Genomic DNA, 22,605 nt, shown 5'->3' on the forward strand with positions numbered 1-22,605 from the left:
AGCCGGCCCGGCGGCGCCGATTCCCGGCGGCGCCGCCGGACCGCGTCCTAGGGCCGGACGTTGCTCTGCACCTCGCCGACCGGAACGTCCCTGGTCGCCTCCACCTGGACCGGGTCGAACTGGATGTCGGCCCCGCCCGTCACCGTCACCGGCCACACGCTGGTCACCGTCAGCTCGTACACCTCGCGCGGCCGGTCGATCGAGGCCCGCAGGTAGCGCACGCCGCAGGTGAACTCCGCTCCCCGCGCGTACGGCCGACCGGCCGCGCCGCAACCGTCCTCGCGCACCTCGGCCCGGTCGGAGCCGGTGCCGGCGTCGATCCTGATGTCGCTCAGGGTCGCGGTCACCGTGGCGCTCATGACGCCGGGCAGGGTCGCGGTCACCGACCGGGTGGTGTCGCCCACGCCCTCCAGCCAGACGAACGTCGGCAGGTTGACGTAGCTCTTGGCGTCCGGGTTCAGCTCGACCTTGCCCTCCGGCACCGTCAGCGCGGCCCTGGCGATCTCGGCCAGCTCCTGGAACGTGATGCCGCTCGGCGGCGTCTCCCCCGGCGGCACGAACACGAACTGCTCCAGCCCCGCCCAGCAGGCGGCGCCCCTCCGGTCGCCGCTGTTGTACGCGGGAGACCACCACAGCCCGGGCTGCCCCAGCTTGTCCTTGAACTGCTGGATGAAGGCGCGGAAACCCTCCTCGTCGGTCTGCGCCCTGCCGCGGTTGGCCACCGGGTCGGACATCTGCTCGAACATCTTCTCCGCGTCCAGACCCGGCTCGTACCAGCAAGGGCTTCTCATCTGGTAGCCGTCGCTGCGACCGTTTCGCACGTCACCGGAGATAGTGATCTTGGAATGTTCGAGGACGACCGTGGACGTGCGGTCCTTCTGCGAGCCTCCGACCCTGACGTCCTCGCTCGGCGGGTCGAGAGCGCCGAACAGCAGCGACCCGGCGACGACCACGGCGATCAGCGGTTTCATCTCCCGCACCCTTCTTTGCCGTAACCGATCTGCTTGACGCGCCACACGCCGTCGTCGCCCTTGCGGGCGAGCACCCTCTGCAGGTACGGCGTGCGGATGGAGGTGGGCTGCGGCTTGACCGGCTCGCCCGTCTCCGCGGAGACGACCTTCATGTCCGTCTCGTCCACGCAGACGTCGACCTCGGCGCCCCGGCCGACGACCGCGTTCACCTTCATGCGGTAGAGCCGCGACCGGCCCGCCACTTCGAGCTTCTTGTCGGTGAAGGCGCGCGCCCACCTGATCGCGTTGACCCGGTACTCGAGCTCGACGTGGTCGAGGAAGCCGTCGTCACCGGAGATCACCGCCTCGTACTTGGCGAGGTAGAACGCGGGGAACAGCCGCAGCAGCGCGGTGTCCTTGGCGGGCCAGTCGAACCGCACCCGCAGGTCGCCGACCTCGGCGGTCGCCGGCCGCGCCCCGGTGGGCGCCGCCTGCGACGGGGTGGGTTCCGGCCGCGTCGCGCCGGGCTCCGCCCGCGCCGCACCGGTGGCGGGTTCTTCGCGCGGCTGGTAGGGCCGCTCGGCGGGCTGCCCGCAACCTGCCAGCAGCAGGAGTACGAGCGCGGCCGTGATCCTTTTCATGCCGTGGACTCCCTGACGAGGTGGACGCGCCACGACGGCAGCAGCTCGTCGATGAGCGCCTCGGTTTCCGGGGCGAAGCTGCCGGCGGCGCGCCTGGTCAGCCCTTCGATGACGGCCCGCAGCCGGACCAGGTCGCCGGTGGCGTGGGCGGCGCGCAGCAGGTCGCGCCAGAGACTCTGGTCGTCGGGGGCGAGCAGCAGCGCGGCCCGCACGGCGGCGATCGCGGCCTCCGGCTCCCCTTCGGCGAGCCGGAGCTCACACAGCCGGCGGGCCGCGTCGGCGACTTCCGCGGACACGTCGTACTCCAGCTCGTCCGCCGCCAGCCACGCGTACCGGCCCCGCGGGCGGTCCCTCAGCAGCGGACCCCTGACCAGGCCGAGCGCCTTCTCCAGCAGGACGGTCCTGGCCATCCGGTCGCCGTGCGAGCGGCGTACCAGCTCGCGGAAGAGCGCCCAGTCGGTGCGCACGCCGGGCCCGAGCGAGAGCCGGCCGGACTCGTCGGCGCGCAGGTGCTCGGGGCCGAGCCAGGACGCGACGCGGGCGATCGTGGCGTCCCTGACCGAGGGCTGCACGCCGCGCGGCCACAGCACGCCGCCGAGCACGACGGGGTGCACGCCGCCCGGGTGGGTGGCCAGGTAGACGAGCAGCTCGGCGGCGAGCGCCATCCGTCCTTCTTCTAGCGGCTGCGGGCCGATGACCTGGACGGGGCCGAGGATCCTGATCTCGACCGCGGGCGGGCGGAGGTCGGCCAGCGGCTCGGGGCCGGGGATGGGCTCGCCGTCGACCCGGTCGGCGGTGCGGAACAGGTCGACCAGCGCCCGGTAGTGGCGGCGCGGCAGCAGCTGGGCCTTCACCTCGAAGCCCAGCTCCGGCAGCCTGGCCGTGCCGTCCTCGGTGATCTCCCAGGTCCAGGTGGCGTGCGGCACGTCGCCCGCGACCACGTATCCGGCCAGGTCGTTCCTGGCGAGCAGGGCCAGGCGGCGGGCCTCGTCGTGGGTGGGCGCCACCGCAGACAGCAGGTAGTGGGCGACGCCGGGGCGTCCCGTGACGCGGCCGGTGAGCACCGCCTCGCGGGGGGCGGCGGTCGCCTCCAGCTCCGGCAGCACCTCGGCCAGGCCGCCGACGGCTCTGATCCGGTCGGGGGCGATCGCGGTCAGCTCCTCGCCGAACCCGACGAGCGTGACCCGCATGCGGTCGGACCACCTGTTGGTGGCCAGCTCCACGGCGAGCGCGGCGAGCGCGGCCGTGGTCTGCGGGCCGCGGATGTTGATCAGGCCCTGCGCCGCCTCCAGGTCGACCAGCACCCGGCCGCTCCGGTCGGTGCCGATCGACACCAGTCCGGGGTACGGTGCGCCGCCCAGGTGTGTGTGCCTGTTCGCGGGATCGTCTCCGGCCGGGCTCCCGTGGTCGGGCAGCAGGCGGCCCTCCCGTGCGGGCAGCCGCCAGACCTGGCCGCCGTCGTCGGCCGTCCACGGGGCGGGCGGGTGGTCGTCCTTGGGGTGGATCCACAGGTCGAGTGAACGGGCCGACAGGTGGGCGGCGTAGACGGTGGGCGGGGTGCGGCCCTGGGCGCCCAGCTCGGCGCCGAGCAGCCGGAGCCCGAGGTCGAGGATGCGGGCGCCGGGCATGTCCGCGCCCATCCTGAGCGCCACCTCGGCGTCGGCGGCGTCGCCCTGCGGGCGGGCCACCCGGCGGCCGGTCAGGCGGCGCCACAGTTGCTCGCGCCGCCGCACGGCGAGCAGGGCCAGCAGGCCGGCGGCGGCCAGCGACGCCCCGGACAGCACGTCGAGCAGCGCCGATCCGCCCGCCTGCGCGTCGGCCGCGCCCTGCTCGCCGGAGCGCTGGTCGCCCGAACGCTCATTACCCGCGCCCTGGTCGCCCGAGCCCCGCTCGCCCGAGCCCCGCTCACCCGAGCGCTGGTCGTTCGAGCCTCGTTCGCCGGCTGAGCCGCGTTCGCCCTTCCGCTCGTCCGTGACCCCTCCCTTGCCCGGACGCTCGTCGCCGGAGCCGCGCTGGTCGCCCTCGGTGGCGGACTTCTTGGGCGGGCCGGGGTGCTCCTTGAGGGTCTGCGCCCTGGCCTGGCCGGCGGGGACGATGTGCGTGTTGCGCGCGTCGTCGGGCATGTCGAGCACCCATCCGGGCCTGATCAGGTCGGCCATCCGCAGGCGCGCCCCGTCGGGCTGCTCCTTGTGCTGGTTGAGCCGGAAGATCTCGGGATAGCGCCGGCCGTCGCCGAGGCACTTCTCGGCGATCTCCCACAGGCTCTCGTGGTGACGGCCGTGCGGGGGCTGCACCACGTACACCTTCTTCGTCCGCTGGTTGTCGACCACCTGCTGCTCGACGACCGGGGCCGTGAACGCGACCGCCGTCACCGGCGGCATGGTGGGCGGCGGGGTGGCCAGCCTGGCGATCGGCGCCATCGCGGCGCCCGTGGTGAACAGCACGAGCGCGGCCGTGACCAGCTTGTTCACCAGCGCCTGCGTGCCGCCCGACAGCGGCACCCTGGCCGGCATCCCGACCCGGCGCACGCCCGCGTACACCTCGACCACCACGCACGCGAACAGCTGCAGCCAGGCCAGCCAGACGAGCAGGATCAGCACCGCCGTGATCGTGCTGGGCCCGATGCGGGTGGTGAGCAGGTCCAGGTCGAGCAGCTCGGGGCCGATCGGCGGGCCGACGAAGAGCAGCAGCGCGTACGGGACGCCGCCGACGAGCGCCAGCAGTGACGCGAGCGCACCGAGCCCGGCCAGCACGTCGCCCAGGCGGCGCCTGCGGGGTATGCGCGCGGGCGTCCGCCTGCGCGCATGCTGGGCCGGACCTGACATCGCCACTCCCCTTTCACGTCCAGCGTCCCGACTCGCCGGTTTCTTCTCCACCGACCGGCCCGAATCGGTCTGGTTCACCGCGCCTCAGGAGCCGCGGCGGCCTCGGCCTCCATCTCGGAGCCAGGAAAGCCGACGGCGCCCAGGAAGAAAGCCGTCCAGGGCACCCGGACGGCGACCACGGCCTGGTCGCCGTCGACGGTGCAGCTCGCCAGCGCGATGCTGTCGTCGCCGTGCGCGTCGAGCACCTCGCCGGCCCTGGCGCACACCTCGGCCTCGCCGAGCAATCGGACCTGGCCGCCCTCCCGCAACTGGTCGACGTCGACCTGGTCGGCGGCGGCCCTGGCCGCCTGCTCGGCGATGTCGGCGGCGCGCAGCCGGGCGTTGATCGCCGCCCCACCGTCCACGAGCAGCCCGGCCAGCAGGAACACCACCACGGAGAAGAGCACGGTGAACACCGACATCGACCCGCGCTCGCGCCGCCTCAATCGACCCTCCTGAACTGCTCCAGCGGCACCACCGCGGTGCCGGTCATGGTCTTGGCCGCGCCGAACCCGAGGAAGCCCAGGTCCAGCTCGCAGGTGACCTCGGCGCGCACCTCGCCGCCCTCCTCCCAGCGGGAGCCGTCGAGCGAGACGGCGGGGCCCGCGCACTGCCCTTCGAGCGCGGCGGTGGCGATCTCCTCGGCCGCCGAGCGGGCCTCGTCGAGCGTCCGCTGGACGGAGGCGGCCCTGGCGGCGTCCCTGGCCGCGCCGTTCACCTCGCCCTGGGCCTCGACCAGCCGCCCGGCCCCGGCCAGGAACAGCAGGAACAGCACGAAGATCGGGGCCAGCAACACGGTCTCGACCGCCATCGAGCCGTGGTCCCCGCCGCTCAACCGCAGTCCTCTCCACCGTCGTCGGGCCGGAAGCACTCGACAGGCCCGCCGGCGGTGGCGGTGATCGTGAAGGCCAGCTCCGGCAGCAGCGGGATGACCTGGACGGCGCTGCCGGTCACGGTGACGTGGCGCTCGTCGGGCTCGCGTTCGGCGGTGGTGATCTCGGCGCCGGACAGCAACCGCGGGCCGATGGCCGCGACCACGTCCCTGGCCTGGGCCCTGGCCTGCTCCTCCCAGCCGTCCGAGTCGGCGGGGGCGGCGCGTGCCACACGGGCGCCCTCCCGCGCGGCCGCCTCGGCGACCTGGCGGCCGTGGAACCAGAGCGCCACCTGCACGATCAGCAGCACCACGGCGAGCACGACGGGCATCAGCAGGGCGAGCTCGATCACGCTCGCCCCGCCGTCGCGCCGCCGGCTCACTCGTCGCCACCGCCACCGCCACCGCCGCCCCCGCCGAAGGAGCCCTCGATCTCGGCCTGCTTGCTCTCGACGAGTGACCTGATCAGCGTGGCGAGGCCGAGCGCGACCCCGGCGACGATGGCCGTGATGATGACCCACTCCACGGCGGAGGCGCCGCGGCTCGGGGCGGTGCGGGCGCGGTGGATCCGCACGTGCAGCAGCGCGACGGTGTAGACGATCCACGGATGGTTCATTTATGACCCCAACATCTTCATAGCGGCCGGGAAACTGAGAAAGATCACGAAGCCGGCGCAGAGCAGGAGCTGGGCGACCAGCATCGACTGGGAGCGCTCGCCGGCCCGGCCCTCGATCTCCGCCAGCTCGCGGCGGCGCAACGTGGCCGCCCGCGCCGTCAGGGAGGAGCGCACCTTGGCGCCGTCGTCGGCGACCAGGCCGAGCGCCGCCGACAGGTCGCGCAGCTCGTCGATGTTGATCTCCTCGCCGAGCTGGCCGAGCGCCTGCCAGGGGGTGATGCCGACGATCCTGGCGCCGCTGAGCGCGTCGCGGATGCGGGCCATGGCCCAGTTGGGCTGGTCGCCGCTCACGGAGACCGCCATCATGAGCGCCTCGGGCACGCCGCGGCCGCCGGCGAGGTTCATCGACACCAGGTCGAGGAACGCGCCGACGACGTGGCGGAAGTCGCGCCGCCGCGCCGCGGCCTCCTTGCGGACCTGCAGGTCGGGCAGGAAGAAGAAGACGGCCGCCGCCAGCACCGCCACCCAGAACGGGACGGCGGGCGACGCGCCCCACCCCATGAGCAGCAGCCAGCCGAACAGCAGCGGGAACGCCAGGAGCCCGCTGGCCGCCAGCAGCGCCTTGGTCGCCAGGAAGCCCTCGAACGAGCGGCCCACCAGCGCCAGGTCCGCCCTGACAGACCGGGCCTCCCAGCCGCGCGCCGCGTACAGCGCCGCCAGCCGCGCGCCGAGCCCGCGGCGGAACGCGCCGACCGACTCCTCGGGGAGCAGCAGGCTGATGCGCGGGGCGTCGGTGCTCTCGCGGACCGCGTCCAGCGCAAGCAGCCGCGCCACCAGCCCAGGCCGGGCCGGGAAGATCGCCCGTACGAGCAGGAAGAGGCCGAGGCCCGCCAGGCCGCCGGCCAGCACGCCCTCAACCATGGTCGCCTCCCATCAGCAGCCGGCTGGGTTTGTCGAACCTGGCCAGCCGCCGCATCCAGGCGAACCCGGCGCCGAACAGGCCGGCGACCACCACGAGCACGGCCTGGCCGAGGGCGTTGTCGTACTCGTTCACGTACGAGGGGTTGAAGACGACGAGCAGGGCCGCGAAGGCGAGCGCGGTGCCCACCACGATCTGCACGCTGCGGCGGGTGGCGCGGCGCTCGGCCTCGACCCGGCGGCGCATGTCGAGCTCCTCGCGGGCCGACACGGCGAGCGCGCCGAGCACGTCGCGCAGGCCGGGGCCGCGCAGCTTGGAGTTGAGCACGAGCGCGGCGACGACCAGGTCGGCGGACGGGTCGTCGAGGTCGTCGGCGAACCGGCTGAGCGCTTCGGGCAGCGCCATCCTGGTGTGCAGGCGGTCGATCAGCGCGCGCAGGTGAGGGCGGAGCGAGGGCGCGGCGGCCCTGATGGAGGCCGGGATGGCCTGCTCCAGCCCGGCCGCGCCGGCGATGGTGTCGCGCAGCGACTCGGTCCAGGCGGCCAGCGCCTCCAGGCGGCGCATGGCGGCCCGCTCCTCGGCGGCGCCGCCGGACAGGCCGCGCCAGGCGAACACCAGCAGGACCGTGCCGACGGCCACCACGGGCCACCCGGTGACCACCAGGACCACGAGGGCGGCGATGGCGGCCACGGCCGTGCGGGTGGTCAGCTTCTGTACGAGGTGGCGCTTGGGCTGCGCGGGCCGGGGACGCATCCCGTACAGGGAGACGATGAGCAGGAACAGGCCGCCCCCGGCGGCGGCGCCGGTCAGCAGGGCGAGCGGGTCGAGCCCCGGCATGGTCACCAGCCTCCCGGGTGGTAGCCGTGCGCCATGAGCTCCTCCAGGCAGGAGACCGGCGCGTGCGGCAGCCCGGCACCGTCGGGGCCGGGGACGAAGATCTCGCTGGACAGCACGCGGCCGTCGCAGCCGTTGACCTCGCGGATGCTGGACACGTAGCGGCGCAGGGTGCCGCCGCGGTGGTAGTCGTTGCGCTTCTCGATGAAGACCACGAAGTCGATCGCGCCGGCGATGAGCATGTGGGTGGCGTCGATCGGCAGCCGCTCGCTCGCCTGGAGGGCGTAGGTGGCGATGCGGTTGAAGACCTCCATGCTGGAGTTCGCGTGGATGGTCGACAGGCTGCCGTCGTTGCCCTGGGTCATCGCGTTGAGCATGGTGACGATCTCGTCGCCGAGGACCTCGCCGACGATGACGCGGCTCGGGTTCATCCGCAGGGACCTGCGGACGAGCTCGGCCATGGTGATCTCGCCCTGGCCCTCGGAGTTGGGCAGGCGCTGCTCGAAGGCGACCACGTTCGGGTGGAGCTCGGCGAACTGGTCGAGGCCGAGCTCCAGGGCGCGTTCGACGGTGATGAGGCGCTCGCCCGCCGGGATCTCGTTGGCCAGCGCGCGCAGCAGGGTGGTCTTTCCGGCATTGGTGGAGCCGGCGATCATGATGTTTTTCCTCGCGGCGACGGCGGCCGTCAAGAAACGCCCGATCTCCGGGCTTATTGTGTTATTTCCGACTAAGTCGGAAAGAAAGACTTTGCCGAGCCGGGCACGCCTGATCGACACCGCGGGCCGTACCGTCACGTCCATCACCGCGCTCAACCGGGACCCGTCGGGCAGGCGCAGGTCGAGTTGCGGGTTGGCGGTGTCGAACGGCCGGCTCGACAGCCCCGAATAGGCCGCGAGGATCTGGATGAGCTCGGTCAGCTCCTCGTCGGACTCGGCCACCGGGTCGTGCATCAGCTCCTGGCCGTCGGCGTAGCTGACGAACACGCGGTCGCAGCCGTTGATGTCGATGTTCTCCACCTCGGGGTCGTCGAGCAGCGGCTGCAGGCGGCCCACGCCGAACAGCGCGGCGTGGATGCCGGCCGCGAGCGCCTCCTCCTCCTCGACGGTGGGCGGGGTGCGGCCGAGACCGATCTCACCGCGCGCGTGCTCCTCCAGCACCTGGGAGATCAGCGCGCGGGCGAACTGGCGCTCGTCCTCCCCGGTCATCGGGGGCATGCCGTTGGCCTGGTCGAGCCTGCGCTGGTGGGCCAGCCGGTCGCCGACCTCCTGGCGGAACCGCTTGACGAGGGCGTGGTCGATCATCGGGTCACCAGCCGTCCGGCGAGGTCGCGTGCGGTGCGGATGAGCAGCGAGCGGTCGAGCCTGCCGCCCCACTGGCCGCGCAGCAGCTCGGCGCCCTTCGGGTCGTGGGCCAGGCCGTGCACGAAGCCGACGTACGGGCCGACGATGCGGCGCACCTCCTCGATCGAGGCGCGGTAGCTGCGCGGGTCGGCGATCACCACGACGCCGTGGGCCTTGCTGATCGACAGGCGCTCGCGCAGGTGGGCGACGTGGTCGAGGGTGGCGCGGGCGAGCAGCAGCACCTGGTCGGCCTCGGCCATCAGGTCGCCGAGCTGCGGGTGGGCGCCCAGCCGGCCGCAGTCGGCGATCACGTCGGCCTCGGGGATGCCGGCCAGCGCCCGGCCCAGCGGGCCCCACAGCCAGGTGAGCCCGGCCGCCTGCTCGCCGTGGGTGAGACCGACCAGCACGTCCAGCCCTCCGATCACCTTCTGCGTGTGTGCGGGGATCTGCGCGGGGTCCAGGCCGCGCCGGGCCGTCGCGCCCAGCGTGAGCAGGCCCTTGCCCGGGTTGAGCACGCCGCCGTCGACGGCCGGCAGCCGGTAGGCCAGGTCGCCGCCCGCCGGGTCGCACTCGGCCAGCAGCACCGGGCGCGGCCACACCGCGGCCAGCGCCGTGGCGGCGGTCGTCACGCCGGGCGCGCCCTTGTCGGCGGCCAGCACGATCAGGGCCACCTCAGCGTTCTCCCGGCAGCTCGGCCACGGCGACCTCGCCGCTGGAGGCGAAGCGGAGCACCACCGGCGACACCTGCGTGTCGACGATCACGGTGATCTGCCCGGCGCCGGTGCGGCCGCGGTCGCCGACGCTGTGGACCAGGGCGTTCTGTACGAGGACGCGGCTCTCGTCGGCCGATCCGCGGGCGGGCACGTACACCACCTGGACGCGGTCGCCCTCGCGCAGGCCCGTGGGCATCTGGCCGGGCTTGAGCGCCAGGCCCACCACGGCCTTGCCGGGGCCGAGCTCGGCGCTCTCCTTGACGCCCATCGCGTTCGTCAGGAGCGTGCCGGGCAGGATCGTGACGGCCGCGAAGCTGTCGAGCACCTGCTCGCGCTGCGACCAGCTGACGAAGTCGACGCCGGTCTCGGCGACCTGGACCTCTTCCAGCGCGTCGGCGGTGAACTGCTGGCCGGCGCCGATCTGCTGGGTGACGCGGATCGCGGAGACGCGGTCGCCGCTGCGCAGCACGAGGAGAGTGGTGGCCAGCGCGCCGCCCAGGATGAGGAGCACGGCGAGGGCGGCCAGGGCGGGCTTGCGCTCGCGCGGCGGCACGGGAAGCTTGCGCGAGGCCGGGCCTGACAAACCGGCCGTGGTGGCGGCGGGCTTTTCACTGGTCCTCAATCGGGCTCCCACGGGTGAATTGTCGAATGTCCGCCATTATGTGCATTGGGTTGGGGAAGCGGGGGGTGAATGCGAGGAACCATGCTGGTTTCGCAGGAGTAGGTGTGTCAACCAGTCATAATCAATGCCTATTGTTTCTACCGGGTTGACGGCTGTGATTGATCTGGCTATGGGACGCGAAGATATTGATCGGTGCTTTATTGCGGGATTTTTTGTGTTTTATCCCTACAACGTGCTCTGGCGTCGGCGGCGGTTGTCCACAGGGGCGGGAATCCATGCCATTGCCGTCAACCCGGGGGTCTAGCCTCGCTCCGGGCGTTACCTTGGCGCCCGAATCCGACCGAGGAGACGGCCCATGCGGATCATGCTCACCGTGCTCGGCGAGCAGGGCGACCGTGACGTCGTGATCGACGGCGACGACGACGCCACCGTGGCCACGGTGAGCGAAGCCCTCGGCGACCGGGGGCCGCTCGCCCCCGTCGTCCGCCTGCCCCGAGCCCGCGCCCCCTACGGCATGTCGCCCGCCGACGATCCACTGGGCCAGGTCCCCGGGCAGCGACGTCCCGCCCACGACGACCACCACCGCCCGCCCACCCCCGACTGGCCCCCAGGCGCCCCGGGCCACTTCCCCGGAAACCCCTTCCCCGGAGATTCCGGCACTGGGACCCCGTTCCCGGGCGATCCCGGCAGGTCTTCTGCGGACCCACCCGGCAGGTCTCCTGGGGACCCGTACGGGAGAGCTCCCGGAGCGGCCTCCGGCAGTCCCGGCCGTCCTCCCGGGCACCGCCGCCCCGGCACCTCCCCTCCCTACTCCGGCTCCCGCAACGGTTCAGGCGGCGCACCCCCGCCGAACCCCCAACGGCCGGACAGTGCGTCCCCGCCGGGCTTCCCCCGACGGCCGGACGATGCCACGCCCCCGCCGGGCTTCCCGTACGGACCGGACAGGGCCTCGCGTTCGCCGGAGCGTCCCCACGCGCCGGACGGGGCCGCGTCCTCGACGGGCCTGCCCTACTGGCCGGACACGGGCTCGCGTTCGCCGGATGGTGCCGCGTTTCCGCCGGACTTTCCCTACGGACCGGGCGAGAGGTCGCGTCCGGCGGATGTTTCCGGTGCGGGGGCTGTCCCGTCGGGGCCCTTGGCGTTGTGGCGCAATGGGCGGCCTCTTGATCCGCGGGCTCCGGCGCGGGCCGTGCTGCGGGACGGTGACAAGGTCACGCTCGATGCGCGGCTGGCCCGTACGACGATCGTCGAGGAGCCCGCGGGGGTCGCCGAGGTGCGCGTGGTCGGCGGGCCGGCCGCCGGGGCGGTGCACCGGCTCGGCCTGGGCGCCCATGTCATCGGCGCCGACCCGTTGTGCGCCATCGCCGTGGCCGATCCCGAGCTCGCCCCCGAGGCGGTGACCGTCCGGGTGACGCCCGACGCCATCACGGTGGAGCGGGCCCTGCGCGCGGCTCCCGAACAGGCGCGGCTCAAGCTCAAGGGCCGCTGGGCCGACGAGGTCGCCGAGCTGTCGGCCCGGGTGGCGGAGCGCGAGGCCGCCGAGTTCGCCGCCGAGGCGAGGCGGCCGGCGCCCGAGCTGGGCTCCCTGCCGCTCGGCGAGGCCGTCGAGTGGCCGGAGGACACGCTGCTGGCCTGCGGCTCGTCGCTGTTCACGCTGACCGCCATCGAGCCGCGCGACGCCCACCTGACGCCCCGGCTGGAGGGCGGCGTCGCCTACAACCGCCCGCCCAGGCTGCGCCGTCCCGAGGGCCGCCGCACGTTCAAGAAGCCCAAGGAGCCCACCCGCGCGGAGGGCATGCGGCTGCAGTTGCTCGCCGCGTTCCTGCCCGCCGTGATCGGGGTCACGCTCGCGTACGTGCTCGACCAGTGGTACTTCCTGCTGTTCGCGCTGATGACGCCGGTCATCATGGTCGGCCAGTGGTGGAGCGACCGCCGCCACGGCAAGAAGCAGCACCGGAAGGCCATGAAGGAGTACCGCGCGATGCTGGCCGCCCACGACGAGGAGGTGGAGGCGGCCAGGGCGGACGACGAGCGGCGGCGACGGTCCGACTCGCCCGACCCGGCCCAGGTGCTGCTGACCGCCATCGGCCCGCGCAGGCGGCTGTGGGAGCGCAGGATCCATGACGAGGACGCGCTCAGGCTGCGGATCGGGCTCGCCGACCTGCCCGCGAACCTGGAGCTGAGCGAGGAGCAAGGCGGCCCGATCGACCCGCCGGTCTGCCGCGCGGTGCCGGTCTGCCTGCCGATGCGCAGGCTCGGGGTCGCCGGCGTCACCGGCCCGCGCGACGCCGCCACCGGCCTGGCCGGATGGCTGGTCGGCCAGGCCGCGACCCTGCACAGCCCGCGCGACCTGGCCATCGTGATCCTCTCCGCGCACCCCGACGGCGAGCGCCGCTGGAGCTGGGCGCGCTGGCTGCCCCACTGCGCCCCGCGCGGCGGCGAGGAGTGCGTCGCGCTGATCGGCGCCGATCCGGAGTCGGCGGCCAAGCGGGTGGGCGAGCTGGCCGCCCTCATCGACGAACGCCAGAACACCTCGATCCCCGAGCTCGGCAAGGTCCCGACGGGGTGGGACGACCTGGGCGGGCCGGAGCCTCCGGCGTTCGCCGCGTTCGACACCCGCCCGTACGACGTGCTGGTCGTGGTCGACGGCGCCCAGGCGCTGCGTGGCCTGCCGGGCATGCCCCAGGTGCTGCGGCAAGGGCCCCGGGCGGGCGTCTACACGGTGGCCGTCGACGAGGACCAGCGGCTGCTGCCCGAGGAGTGCGCCACGGTCGCGGCCTGCGGTTCCGACGGCCGGGTGGTGCTGCGCGGCGGCGGCCTCGACGTCATCGGGCCGGTGCTGACCGATCTGGTGTCGGCGTCCTGGTGCGACCGCCTGGCCAGGTCGCTCGCCCCGATCCGCGACGTGAGCAGGCAGGACACCGAGGGCAACCTCCCCGACGCGGTGCGCCTGCTCGACCTGCTGGGCCTGCGCTCCGCCACGGGCCGGGAGCTGGCCGCCCGATGGCGCGGCCGGGGCTCCACCGAGGTGGTGATCGGCATGGACTCCGAGGGCCCGTTCGCGGTCGACCTGCGGCTGGACGGGCCGCACGCGCTGATCGCCGGCACCACCGGCGCGGGCAAGTCGGAGCTGCTGCAGACGCTCATCTGCGCGCTGGCCGCCGCCAACCGGCCCGACCAGCTCACGTTCGTGCTGATCGACTACAAGGGCGGCGCCGCCTTCAAGGAGTGCACCCGCCTGCCGCACACGGTCGGCATGGTGAGCGACCTCGACGGCCATCTGACGCAGCGCGCCCTCGACTCGCTCGCCGCCGAGCTCCGTCGGCGCGAGCGTCTCCTGTTCACCTCCGGCGCCAAGGACATCGAGGACTACGCGGGCTCCGAGCCGCTGCCCCGCCTGGTGCTCATCATCGACGAGTTCGCCGCGCTGGTGGCCGAGCTGCCGGACTTCGTCACCGGCCTGGTCGACATCGCCCGTCGTGGCCGGTCGCTGGGCATCCACCTGATCCTCGCCACCCAGCGGCCGGCGGGTGTGGTCACGGCCGACATCCAGGCCAACACCTCGCTCCGGATCGCGCTGCGGGTGACCGAGCCGGCCGAGTCCTCCGACGTGATCGACCTGCCGGACGCGGCGCACATCTCGAAGACCACGCCGGGCCGCTGCTACGTGCGCTCGGGGATGGGGGCGGCGAGCGCCGTGCAGACGGCTCGGGTCGGCGGCCGTGCCCCCGCGTCGGTCACGGGCCCCCACGACAGGCAGTCCGCCGCCGTCCGGGTGATCGACGTCGGCTGGCGCATGGTGGGGCGGCCGCTGCCCCGGCCTCCGGAGCCCGAGGAGGAAGCGACCGTCACCGACCTCACGCTGCTGGCCGACGCCCTGATCGAGGCGGCCCGCCTGGCGGGCGTCCCACCCCAGCCGAGCCCGTGGCTCGAACCTCTCCCCAGCCAGTTCGTCCTTCCCCTGCCGACAGACAGCGCTCGTGACCTCGGTACGGGTGACGGCACTGCGGCCCTCGGCCCGAGGAGCGGAGCGGACACCGCTCGCGGCCCTGGAGCGTCCGGAAGTGCGGGACCGGTCTCCCTCACGGAAGGAGGGGCTGCCCAGAGTCCGGGTGGCCGCCAGACGGCGGCCTCCCACCTCGCGGAGAGCGGGGACGCTCGCGGTCCCGGTGCGGGCGACAGGGACGCCGCTCGGGGTCGCGGTGCCGGTGACCGGGAGGTGGCGGCTTCCTCGGGCGGTGGGCGGGGGGTTCCGTTGCAGGCTTCGGGGGTTCCGTTCCGGGAGTTCAGTCCTGGCCGGGTGAAGGGGGACGGGGTGGTGGCCGAGGTGGCGCCGGTGGCGTTCGGGATCACCGATCGGCCGTGGGCGCAGGATCGGCAGCCGCTGGCGCTGGACCTGGCGCACGGCGGGCATCTGCTGATCGCGGGTGCCGCGCGGAGCGGCAGGTCGACGGCGTTGCGGACGATCGCCGGGTCCATCGCGGCGCACGTGTCCTCCGCCGACGCGCACGTGCACGCGATCGACTGCGGGTCGGGGGCGCTGCTGCCGCTGGTCGCGATGCCGCACTGCGGGGCGGTGGTGACCCGTGACCAGCTCGACCGGGTCGAGCGCCTGCTCGCCAGGCTCAGGGCCGAGATCGGCCGCCGCCAGCAGCTCCTCGCCGAGGCCGGGCACGCCTCCCTGGCCGAGTACCGGCAGGCGGGCCACCGGCTCCCCTGGATGGTGTTCATGCTCGACCGCTGGGAGGGCTTCGTGGCCGCGTTCGAGGGCTACGACTACGGCCGCCTGATCGAGGCGCTGCTCCAGCTCCTGCGTGAGGGACCGGCCGTGGGGTTCCGGGCGGTGATCACCAGTGACCGGTCGGGGCTGCTGGGCCAGGTGTCGACGGTGTTCGACGACCGGCTGCTCCTGCGCCTGTCCGACCCCTCCGACTATGGGCTGGCCGGTTTCCCGATCAAGGGCCTGCCCGCGTCGATACCGCCGGGCCGGGCGTTGTCCCTCGGCGACCACGGCATCGTCGAGCACCACATCGCCCTGCTCTCCCCGGATCCGGCCGGTCCGGCGCAGGTGGCAGCGTTGCAGGCGCTCGCCCGTACCGTCAGTGACCGGATGCCGGCGGGCGGCCCGCCAGGGGCGGGACTGTCCCGTGCCGCAGGGCAGGGGCCGCTGCGTGTGGACGCGCTGCCGATGCGCATCACCGCGGCGGAGGCTCTGGAGCTCGACCCGTCGTTCAGCCCGCCGTCGCCGCTGTGGGCGCTGGTCGGGGCGGGTGGCGACGCGCTCGCGCCGCTGGGGCTCGACCTGCTGGCGCACGGCCCGGGCGCGGTGATCGCGGGCCCGGCCCGTTCCGGCCGTTCGTCGGCGCTCATGACGGCGGCGCGGTCCCTGATCGCGCGCGGCACCCCTGTCGTCGCCGTCGCCCCTCGGCGCAGCCCGCTGCGGGAGCTGGAGGGGGCGCTGGCGGTGCTCGACGGGAACGCGGACAACCTCGCCGAGGTGGTCGCCGACCAGCGTCACTACGTCGTGCTGGTGGACGACGCCGAGCTGGTCAACCCTGACTCCCCGCTGGGCACCGCCCTGGAGGAGGTGCTCCGGTCCGGGAGGGACGGTGACCACGGCCTGCTCATCGCCGGCACGACCGGGGATCTGGCGGTCGCCTACCGCGGGTTCGCGGCCGAGACCCGGAAGTCCCGTACGGGGCTGCTGCTGGCGGTGCAGGGCCAGGCCGACGGCGACCTCTTCACCATCCGGCTGCCCCGCGGCACGGTGGGCGGGCCGCCCGGTCGGGGGTTCCTCGTGACGACCGGCACCATCACGCCTGTCCAGGCGGCTCTGCCGGGCGACGCCTGAGGGGTCAGCCGATCCTGCTGTTCACCGAGCCGGTGTCGTCGCCCCACACGTCGTCGTCCTCGTGCAGCCACGTCGTGGACTCCCGGTCCCGGGAGTCGCCGCCGCCGCCCCCTCCGCCCATGCCGCCCATCGGGAGGAAGGGCATCCCGGCGCCGGTGCCGGAGCGGGTGCCGAGGCTGGTGCCCTGGCCGGGGCCGAGGGCTCCGCCGGTGCCGATGCCGGTGCCGCCGTAGCTGACGGGCGTGGCCGACGTGGTGGGCGTGGTGTATCCGGGGGTGGTCGCCGTCGTGGGCGTGGCGCCCGTCGGGGAGTAGCCGGACGTGGTCGGGTTGTAGTCCGCCAGGCTGGTGGTGCCGTCGGTGCCGGGCGGGTTCCGGTTCAGGCCGGCCGTGTCGACCGACGGCTGCGTGCCGTTGTCGGGGCCGGTGGTGGAGCCGACGGGGACGGTGCCTCCCGGGACGCTGGTTCCGGGGGGATAGTTGCCGTTCGGGTCATAGCCGTTGGGGTTCGTGCCGTTCGGGTCCATGCCGTTCGGGTTCGGGAGGCCGGTGCTCGGGTCGTAATCGGCGAAGGAGGGGCCGCCGGGGTTGCCCGTGCCGTCGGTGCCGCCGTTCAGGCCCAGGCCGGTGTTGGAGTACGGCGAGGGGTTGCCGGTGGGCAGGCCCGTGGGGTAGTCGACCTGCGTGGGATCGTCCTGCGGCATGCCGGGAGGCTTGATGTCGCGCAGGCTCTTGTCCACGGTGTCCGGGATGGCCTGGTGGACGACCACGAGGTCGTTGGTGAACGTCTGCAGGTGGAGTCCGGCCAGTTCGTCCGGGGAGCCGAAGTCGGTCTTGGCCTCGTTCAGGACCTTGCCGTCGCCGCCGTAGTAGCCCGCGTAGGCGCTGTAGATGTCGGGGATGCTGTCGTCCCAGGTGGCTCCGGTTCCTCCGCCGTTCGTCCAGGTCGGCAGGATGCCCTTCCACGAGTCCTCGACGAACGCCTGGTGCTCGCGGACCACACTGGCGAGGTTGTCGACGGGCGTGTGCATCGCGCCGAGCTTGGTGGCCAGCTCGCCCATCGTCACGTAGAGGATGCCGAGGGCCGTCTGCGCCTCGACCGAGGCCTCGCCCTCCCACACCTCGGCGAGCTTGATGGCCTGGGTCTTGATGGCTTCCCTGGCCGTCTCGACCGCCGTCTTGGCGTCCTCGTACGAACTCGCCGCCTGCGTGATGCTCGTGAGGTTGAAGCCCTTGATGAAGGTCACGACCTGCTCGACGCTGCGGCCTCCGGTCTCGACGGCCCAGCTGCCGCAGGAGGGCTTGATCAGGTGGATCTCGTGCTTGGTCCCACCCATGCCCCTCACACCCCCTGGTTGACGATGTCCGTCACTCTGTAGGTGCCGGCTCCGGCTTCCACCAGCGCGATCGCGGTGGAGAAGTTCTCCAGGACGTCCTCGTAGACGTCGAGGAACTCCCGGTGTGCCGTCTCCAGCGTCGTGGCGAACGACTCGGTGCCCTGGTTGCGGTCGATGCTGCGCAACTGGGTGCGCACGTCGGAAAGCGAGCCGTTGATGCTGAGGTCCTGGATCGAGCCCTGGTGCTCGCCGTAGCCGCCACCGTTGATCGGCTTCATGATCTCTCGCAACGCCTCGGCGACGTTCGTGATCTTCGTGGCGTCGTACCCGACGCCGTCCCGTTCGGCGACCAGGCCCGGCCAGTCCTCGGGCGGTTTTGCTTCTCCCACGAGACCTCCCCCCTTAGGGCACTCGATCATGCACCTTACTCGAACAGTTCCTTTTCCGTACAGAAGACACAGAGTCAACTTGCGTAACATATGGCGCTATGCAGACCCAGAAGGATCTCTATCAAGCGCATCGCCTCATGACACTGCGCCTGGGTCTGGCGCTGATGCAGGGGGAGCCCGATCTGCCCGAGTCTCCGATGCGCCGGCAGACCGTGGCGACGTTCGGAGGGATCCTGATCGCGATCCTGGTCGTGGCCGCGTTCGGGATCTGGGGGCTGCTCAGCCCGGGGAACGCCACCAAGCTGACCGACGCCGGGCAGCTGCTGATCGAGGAGGAGACCGGCGCCTCCTACGTCTACAACCAGCAGAGCCGCAAGCTGCAGCCGGTGGCCAACTACGTGTCCGCGCGGCTGCTGCTCGGCAACGACGAGATCAAGGTCAGGACGGTCTCGGCCGAGTCCCTGGCCGGTTTCGCCCGCGGGCAGAAGGTCGGCATCCAGGGGGCGCCGGACTCGCTGCCGGACAAGGAGCGGCTGGTCAAGGCCCCGTGGTCGGCGTGCGTCGCGGAGGGGACCGACGCGGCCGGGACGCGCAAGCCGTTCGTGACGCTCGTGGCCGGCACCGACCTCGGCGGGACGCCGGTGGGCGACGAGGCGCTGGTCGTCAGCGACGGGCAGCAGAACTGGGTGCTCTGGGCCAACCACCGCATGCGGGTGGCGAACGTGGCCCGGCTCACCGACCAGACGCCGCGCCGCGTGCCGGCCTCGTGGATCAACGCCATCCCGGCGGGGGTGGACTTCGCCGCGCCGAAGATCGCCCAGCGCGGCGACAAGGTCCGCGGGCCTGACGGCAGGGCGTCCAGGGTGGGACGGGTGTACAAGGTGGAGTCGGTGGCGGGCGCGGCCGAGCGGTGGTACGTGCTGCTCGCCGACGGTCTCGCGCCGATCGACCACACGCAGGCCATGCTCCTGCTCCTGGACCCGGCCAGCAAGCCCGCCTACGGCAGGCTCCCGGTCCGCGAGACGGTGATCGACGCGGCGACCGCCAACGCGGCCAGAGCGTCCGCGCGCCGCCTGCTGGACAGCGGGCTCCCGGCCACCATGCCGAGCTTCCGCTCGCCCGGCATGTCGGCCCCGCTCTGCGCGGTGTACGAGGACACCGTGAAGGGCTCGACCAAGGCGGTGCTGACCACGGGCAGCCGGATGGGCCTCCCGACCCCGGGGACGAGCGCCGGCGCGGACAAGGTCGACCAGGTGCTGCTGCCGCCGGGCAGCGCCGTGCTGGCGGGGACCCTGCCGGGCGAGGGGCAGCTGTCGTCGGTGCAGCAGTACTGGCTCGTCACCGACCAGGGCAAGCGGTTCCAGCTCACCTCGGCGGACACGGTGGGCAAGCTCGGGTACGAGGCCGCGGACGTCGCGCCCGTGCCCGCCCACCTGCTGCGGCTGATCCCGGACGGCCCCGCCCTGGACGAGGCGGCGGCCCGCACGCCGGTGCAGGACGTGCAGCCCATCCAGCAGGCCAGCCAGTGACGGCTAGACCTGCAGGTTGGTGTCCGGGCGGAGCTGACCGGTGTCCTCGTCGTAGACCAGGCCGTCGTTGGTGAACGGCTGCCGCATGCTCGTCGGGTCGCCGGTGTTGAGGACCGACATCTCCGACGGGATGGGGTCCACGGTGGGGAACATCTGGCCGGTCATCTGGGTGTACTGGACCGCCAGGAACATGATCCCGGCCAGGATCGCCGTCTTCTTCCAGTTGCTCGCCACGATCTTCTTGGTCGCGGCGAGGATGGCCTTCCCCAGAGCGGCGCTCATCCCGTACACGGTCACGGCGGAGACCGGATGCCATCGGGTCGCGAAGCAGAAGATGCCCCAGGCGAGCATGACGCCGGCGATGGCGAGCACGATGTAGGAGACGATCTTCATGAAGTCGGCGGTCGAGGAGACGGCGTTACCGGTCTCGTCGCGGATGTTCTTGAGCTGCCCGATCGACTCGACGAAGCTGCCGTGGACGCCCGAGAACGACTGGAAGGCGCCCCCCTCCCACTTGCCGTCCTCCTTCAGCTGCGTCTTCAGCTCCTCCAGCTCTTCCACCAGCTTGTTGAGCTCGGTCGTCACCCCGTTCTGGTCCGTGGAGCGCCAGTTCGTGGCGGAGTCGTCCATGCCTTCCGGGTTGGAGACCAGCGTGCCGAAGGCGGCCGCGACGTAGAAGGCCCACGGTTGGGCGATCATGACCGCCGCCGTCAGGGACATCATGGCGGCGGCGCTGAAGGCGTCCTTGCCGTTCACAGCTCCTCCTGGCCGATCACCTGAGGCGCGATGTCCTCGTCGCCGCCCCAGACGCCCTCGTCCTCGGACAGCCCGACGGTCTTGTCGCGGTCGCGTTCCTCGCCGCTGCCCGCGCCCCCGCCGCCCATCGGCATCATGGGCATCATCGGCATGCCCGAGGCGCCCGCGGTGCCGCGCAGCCCGCCCGCGGCGCCCGGGGCGAGCCCGCCCCCGCCGGAGCCCGCGCCCATGCCGGTGCCGGTGCCGGGCACGCCGCCGAGCTGGTTCCCCGTACGGGTGCCCAGGCCGGTCGCGTTGGGGTCGAGCGACGGCACGTTCGGCGTCGTGGGCTGGTAGGACGACAGGTCGGTCTTGTTGGGGTTGTTCAGGGCCGAGTCGAGGTCGGGGACCCGCGTGTCCACCTGGTCGGTGTTGGGCAGGCCGGTGTTCGGCAGATCCGTGCCCGGCAGGCCGGCCGACGGGTCCTGGGTTCCCGGCAGGTCGGTCCCCGGGAGATCGGTGCCCGGGAGATCGGTGCCCGGCAGGTCCGTCCCCGGCAGGTCCGTACCGGGGAGATCCGTGCCGGGGAGATCGGTGCCGGGGAGGTCGGCGCCGGGAACGTCGAGGCCGGGCACGTCGGCGCCCGGGATCTCGGGCTGAGGGCCGTCGAGTCCGGGCATCTTGGGGGCGGAGACCGGGCCGGGGCCGCCGGGGAGGTCGGGACCGCCGCTGTTGTCGTCGGCTTCCTTGTAGTTGTCGTCGGCCGCCCTGAGCGCGGGCTCCCAGCTCGCCAGCGCCTCCCTGGCCCGCTGCAGCGCCTCGCGCTGGGACTCGATGGCCGATTCGTGCGCGCCGTGCACGCCCATGCCGAGCACGCCGAAGTGGGGCCAGGGCACGCTCAGGTCGCCGGTCCTGCCCCCGAGGGTCTCGAGATAGGTGACATGGCCGCCGATCTGCCCCCCGGCGCGGTCGAGCTCCCCCTTCGTGAAGGAGACCCCGGACGACGGCGGGCCGTCGGAGCCGGGCGTGGGGAAGGTAGGCCAGGTGTTGCCCATCAGCTCATCCGATCACGGGTTCCGTCGTGTCATGGCCGGTCGTCCAGGAGTTGGGATCCTCGGAGAGGTATGTGGTGCGCTCGACGTCGCCGTAGTCACCACCGCCGCCGCCCGCGCCCCCCGCGCCGCCCATGAACGGCATGAGCGGCATGCCGCCCATCGGCCCGCCGAGTCCGCGCCCGGCGGCGCCCAGCGCGGACTGGCCGCCGAGCATGCCCGGGGAGCCGATCACCGAGGGGACGCCCGGGGTCGAGCCCACGGGAGTGAGGACCGAGGGCGGGGCCACCGTGGTGGTCACGGGCGCGAGCGTGGTGGGGGTGAACGTCAGGGTCTGCGGCGTGACGGTCGCGAGGTCGGTCTGGCGCGGGTCCGTGCGGGTCCCGCCGTCGGTGGTCGTACGGTCCTCGTTGCCGATGACCGACGGCGCGGTGCCGTCGCCGGTGCCGGAGCCGGGGTTCCGGCTCGGGTCCTGGTTCCCCGGGGCGCCGGGGTCAGGAGAGCCGGGGTCCGGGTTGTTCGGGTTGCCGGGGTCGTTCGGGTCCGTCCCGCCGGGGGTGGAGCCGTCCGGATTGGTGCCTCCGGGATCGGAGCCGCCGGGGTTCGTCCCGCCGGGGTTGGTGCCGCCCGGGTTGGTGCCGCCCGGGTTCGTCCCGCCCGGGTTCGTCCCGCCCGGGGCTCCGGCCCAGCCACCGGAGCTGTCGTACGCCGTCGAGCCGAAGGTGGGCCCCCGCGTGCCGGAGCCGGTCGGGTAGCCGGGGTTCTCGTACCCGCCGCCCGTGCCGGGGAGGCTGACCGTCGGGAGCTCGTACATGATGTAGTCGGGGACTTCGCTGTCGAAGATCGTGACGATCTCCGTGTTCAGCTTGTGGATCGCGTCCTGCGCGATCATGTTCTTGGCGGCCTGCTCGATGTCGGGCTTCTCGGCGCCGGTCCCCTGCAGATGGTTGCCGTCGATCTCCGCGTCCGTCGGCGCGCGCTTGGCCTCCTCCCTGGCGGTCTCCAGGTGGCCCGCGTACGACTGCAGCGCGGTGCCCATCTGCTGCATCTTGGTCGACAGCTCCTGGCCGGAGGCGTGCAGGAGTTGCAGCGCCTGGCGGGCCTTGGAGGCGTCCGGGCCCTTCCAGATCTGGGCGATCCGGCCGGCGTGCTCCTCCAGGGAGCTGATCGCCTGCTCGACCTTGCTCGACGCGAAGGTGTACGTCTGACCGGCGCCCCGGACGTAGGCCGGATCGGTGCTGTTCAGCCAGGAGTTGATCTCCTGGCTGGTGGAGCAGGGCCGATCGCCGAAAGGCGCGCTGGCGTAGGACGTGATGGTGACGATTTCCTGCTTGCTCACCAGG

General features: G+C 73.1%; 19 protein-coding genes. 2 read left to right on the plus strand and 17 right to left on the minus strand.

Annotated elements, in window-relative coordinates:
• Positions 1 to 47: 47 nt before the first annotated feature.
• The 12 genes from KME79_RS06150 to KME79_RS06205 form a co-directional block, all read right to left on the minus strand.
• On the minus strand, positions 48 to 971 hold the full coding sequence (locus KME79_RS06150) for a hypothetical protein (protein WP_219543628.1): 924 nt from the start codon (positions 969 to 971) through the stop codon (positions 48 to 50).
• Entirely contained in the window at positions 968 to 1,591 is a 624-nt protein-coding gene (locus KME79_RS06155) for a hypothetical protein (protein WP_219543629.1), read from the minus strand. The genes KME79_RS06150 and KME79_RS06155 overlap by 4 nt, the downstream gene beginning before the upstream one ends.
• On the minus strand, positions 1,588 to 4,416 hold the full coding sequence (locus tag KME79_RS06160) for a BTAD domain-containing putative transcriptional regulator (protein ID WP_246639347.1): 2,829 nt from the start codon (positions 4,414 to 4,416) through the stop codon (positions 1,588 to 1,590). The genes KME79_RS06155 and KME79_RS06160 overlap by 4 nt, the downstream gene beginning before the upstream one ends.
• 74 nt (positions 4,417 to 4,490) lie before the next feature.
• On the minus strand, positions 4,491 to 4,901 hold the full coding sequence (locus KME79_RS06165) for a pilus assembly protein TadG-related protein (RefSeq protein WP_246639348.1): 411 nt from the start codon (positions 4,899 to 4,901) through the stop codon (positions 4,491 to 4,493).
• Entirely contained in the window at positions 4,898 to 5,290 is a 393-nt protein-coding gene (locus KME79_RS06170; RefSeq protein ID WP_246639349.1) for a TadE family protein, read from the minus strand. Before KME79_RS06170 ends, KME79_RS06165 begins: the two co-directional genes overlap by 4 nt.
• Positions 5,287 to 5,709, minus strand: a complete 423-nt coding sequence (locus KME79_RS06175; protein ID WP_219543630.1) for a TadE/TadG family type IV pilus assembly protein — start codon at positions 5,707 to 5,709, stop codon at positions 5,287 to 5,289. Before KME79_RS06175 ends, KME79_RS06170 begins: the two co-directional genes overlap by 4 nt.
• Positions 5,706 to 5,942: a hypothetical protein gene (locus KME79_RS06180; protein ID WP_148037002.1), complete on the minus strand. Its 237-nt coding sequence runs from the start codon at positions 5,940 to 5,942 to the stop codon at positions 5,706 to 5,708. The genes KME79_RS06175 and KME79_RS06180 overlap by 4 nt, the downstream gene beginning before the upstream one ends.
• Complete coding sequence (locus KME79_RS06185) at positions 5,943 to 6,863, minus strand: type II secretion system F family protein (RefSeq protein ID WP_148037001.1); 921 nt, start codon at positions 6,861 to 6,863, stop codon at positions 5,943 to 5,945.
• Entirely contained in the window at positions 6,856 to 7,698 is an 843-nt protein-coding gene (locus KME79_RS06190) for a type II secretion system F family protein (RefSeq protein ID WP_148037000.1), read from the minus strand. The genes KME79_RS06185 and KME79_RS06190 overlap by 8 nt, the downstream gene beginning before the upstream one ends.
• A gap of 2 nt (positions 7,699 to 7,700) precedes the next feature.
• Complete coding sequence (locus KME79_RS06195) at positions 7,701 to 8,996, minus strand: TadA family conjugal transfer-associated ATPase (protein ID WP_148036999.1); 1,296 nt, start codon at positions 8,994 to 8,996, stop codon at positions 7,701 to 7,703.
• Positions 8,993 to 9,706 carry a CpaE/TadZ family protein gene (locus KME79_RS06200; RefSeq protein ID WP_219543631.1) on the minus strand — a complete coding sequence of 238 codons (714 nt, stop codon included), beginning with the start codon at positions 9,704 to 9,706 and terminating at the stop codon, positions 8,993 to 8,995. Before KME79_RS06200 ends, KME79_RS06195 begins: the two co-directional genes overlap by 4 nt.
• Before the next feature lies 1 nt (position 9,707).
• Positions 9,708 to 10,370, minus strand: a complete 663-nt coding sequence (locus KME79_RS06205) for a CpaB family protein (protein ID WP_219543632.1) — start codon at positions 10,368 to 10,370, stop codon at positions 9,708 to 9,710.
• A gap of 1,189 nt (positions 10,371 to 11,559) precedes the next feature.
• Between KME79_RS06205 and KME79_RS06210 the strand changes: the two genes are divergently transcribed.
• On the plus strand, positions 11,560 to 16,221 hold the full coding sequence (locus KME79_RS06210; RefSeq protein ID WP_308248810.1) for an FtsK/SpoIIIE domain-containing protein: 4,662 nt from the start codon (positions 11,560 to 11,562) through the stop codon (positions 16,219 to 16,221).
• Positions 16,222 to 16,225: 4 nt separating this feature from the next.
• Here the strand turns inward: KME79_RS06210 and KME79_RS06215 are convergent, their stop codons facing one another.
• The gene (locus KME79_RS06215) at positions 16,226 to 17,557 is read right to left on the minus strand and encodes a WXG100 family type VII secretion target (protein ID WP_219543633.1); all 1,332 of its coding nucleotides are present in this window, start codon (positions 17,555 to 17,557) and stop codon (positions 16,226 to 16,228) included.
• Positions 17,558 to 17,562: 5 nt separating this feature from the next.
• Entirely contained in the window at positions 17,563 to 17,946 is a 384-nt protein-coding gene (locus KME79_RS06220; protein WP_219543634.1) for a hypothetical protein, read from the minus strand.
• A gap of 98 nt (positions 17,947 to 18,044) precedes the next feature.
• On the opposite strand from KME79_RS06220, the gene eccB reads away from it, so the two are divergent.
• On the plus strand, positions 18,045 to 19,475 hold the full coding sequence (eccB, locus tag KME79_RS06225; protein ID WP_219543635.1) for a type VII secretion protein EccB: 1,431 nt from the start codon (positions 18,045 to 18,047) through the stop codon (positions 19,473 to 19,475).
• Between the two features lie 3 nt (positions 19,476 to 19,478).
• On the opposite strand, the gene KME79_RS06230 is transcribed toward eccB, so the two are convergent.
• Genes KME79_RS06230 through KME79_RS06240 form a run of 3 tightly spaced genes read right to left on the minus strand, consistent with a single transcriptional unit; the run spans position 19,479 to position 22,601 of the window.
• Positions 19,479 to 20,231, minus strand: a complete 753-nt coding sequence (locus KME79_RS06230) for a WXG100 family type VII secretion target (RefSeq protein WP_219543636.1) — start codon at positions 20,229 to 20,231, stop codon at positions 19,479 to 19,481.
• Positions 20,228 to 21,265, minus strand: a complete 1,038-nt coding sequence (locus KME79_RS06235; RefSeq protein WP_219543637.1) for a pentapeptide repeat-containing protein — start codon at positions 21,263 to 21,265, stop codon at positions 20,228 to 20,230. The genes KME79_RS06230 and KME79_RS06235 overlap by 4 nt, the downstream gene beginning before the upstream one ends.
• 4 nt (positions 21,266 to 21,269) lie before the next feature.
• Positions 21,270 to 22,601, minus strand: a complete 1,332-nt coding sequence (locus tag KME79_RS06240) for a WXG100 family type VII secretion target (protein ID WP_219543638.1) — start codon at positions 22,599 to 22,601, stop codon at positions 21,270 to 21,272.
• Between the last annotated feature and the right edge of the window lie 4 nt (positions 22,602 to 22,605).

This window comes from Nonomuraea harbinensis (genome assembly GCF_019396385.1).
In the GTDB taxonomy this organism is placed as follows: Bacteria; Actinomycetota; Actinomycetes; order Streptosporangiales; family Streptosporangiaceae; genus Nonomuraea; species Nonomuraea ferruginea.

Excerpts from the sequence above, each read along its gene's own strand:
- KME79_RS06150 (WP_219543628.1), bottom strand. The coding sequence starts at position 971 with ATGAAACCGCTGATCGCCGTGGTCGTCGCCGGGTCGCTGCTGTTCGGC.
- KME79_RS06155 (WP_219543629.1), bottom strand. The coding sequence starts at position 1,591 with ATGAAAAGGATCACGGCCGCGCTCGTACTCCTGCTGCTGGCAGGTTGC.
- KME79_RS06160 (WP_246639347.1), bottom strand. The coding sequence starts at position 4,416 with ATGTCAGGTCCGGCCCAGCATGCGCGCAGGCGGACGCCCGCGCGCATA.
- KME79_RS06180 (WP_148037002.1), bottom strand. The coding sequence starts at position 5,942 with ATGAACCATCCGTGGATCGTCTACACCGTCGCGCTGCTGCACGTGCGG.
- KME79_RS06185 (WP_148037001.1), bottom strand. The coding sequence starts at position 6,863 with ATGGTTGAGGGCGTGCTGGCCGGCGGCCTGGCGGGCCTCGGCCTCTTC.
- KME79_RS06190 (WP_148037000.1), bottom strand. The coding sequence starts at position 7,698 with ATGCCGGGGCTCGACCCGCTCGCCCTGCTGACCGGCGCCGCCGCCGGG.
- KME79_RS06195 (WP_148036999.1), bottom strand. The coding sequence starts at position 8,996 with ATGATCGACCACGCCCTCGTCAAGCGGTTCCGCCAGGAGGTCGGCGAC.
- KME79_RS06215 (WP_219543633.1), bottom strand. The coding sequence starts at position 17,557 with ATGGGTGGGACCAAGCACGAGATCCACCTGATCAAGCCCTCCTGCGGC.
- eccB (WP_219543635.1), top strand. The coding sequence starts at position 18,045 with ATGCAGACCCAGAAGGATCTCTATCAAGCGCATCGCCTCATGACACTG.
- KME79_RS06235 (WP_219543637.1), bottom strand. The coding sequence starts at position 21,265 with ATGGGCAACACCTGGCCTACCTTCCCCACGCCCGGCTCCGACGGCCCG.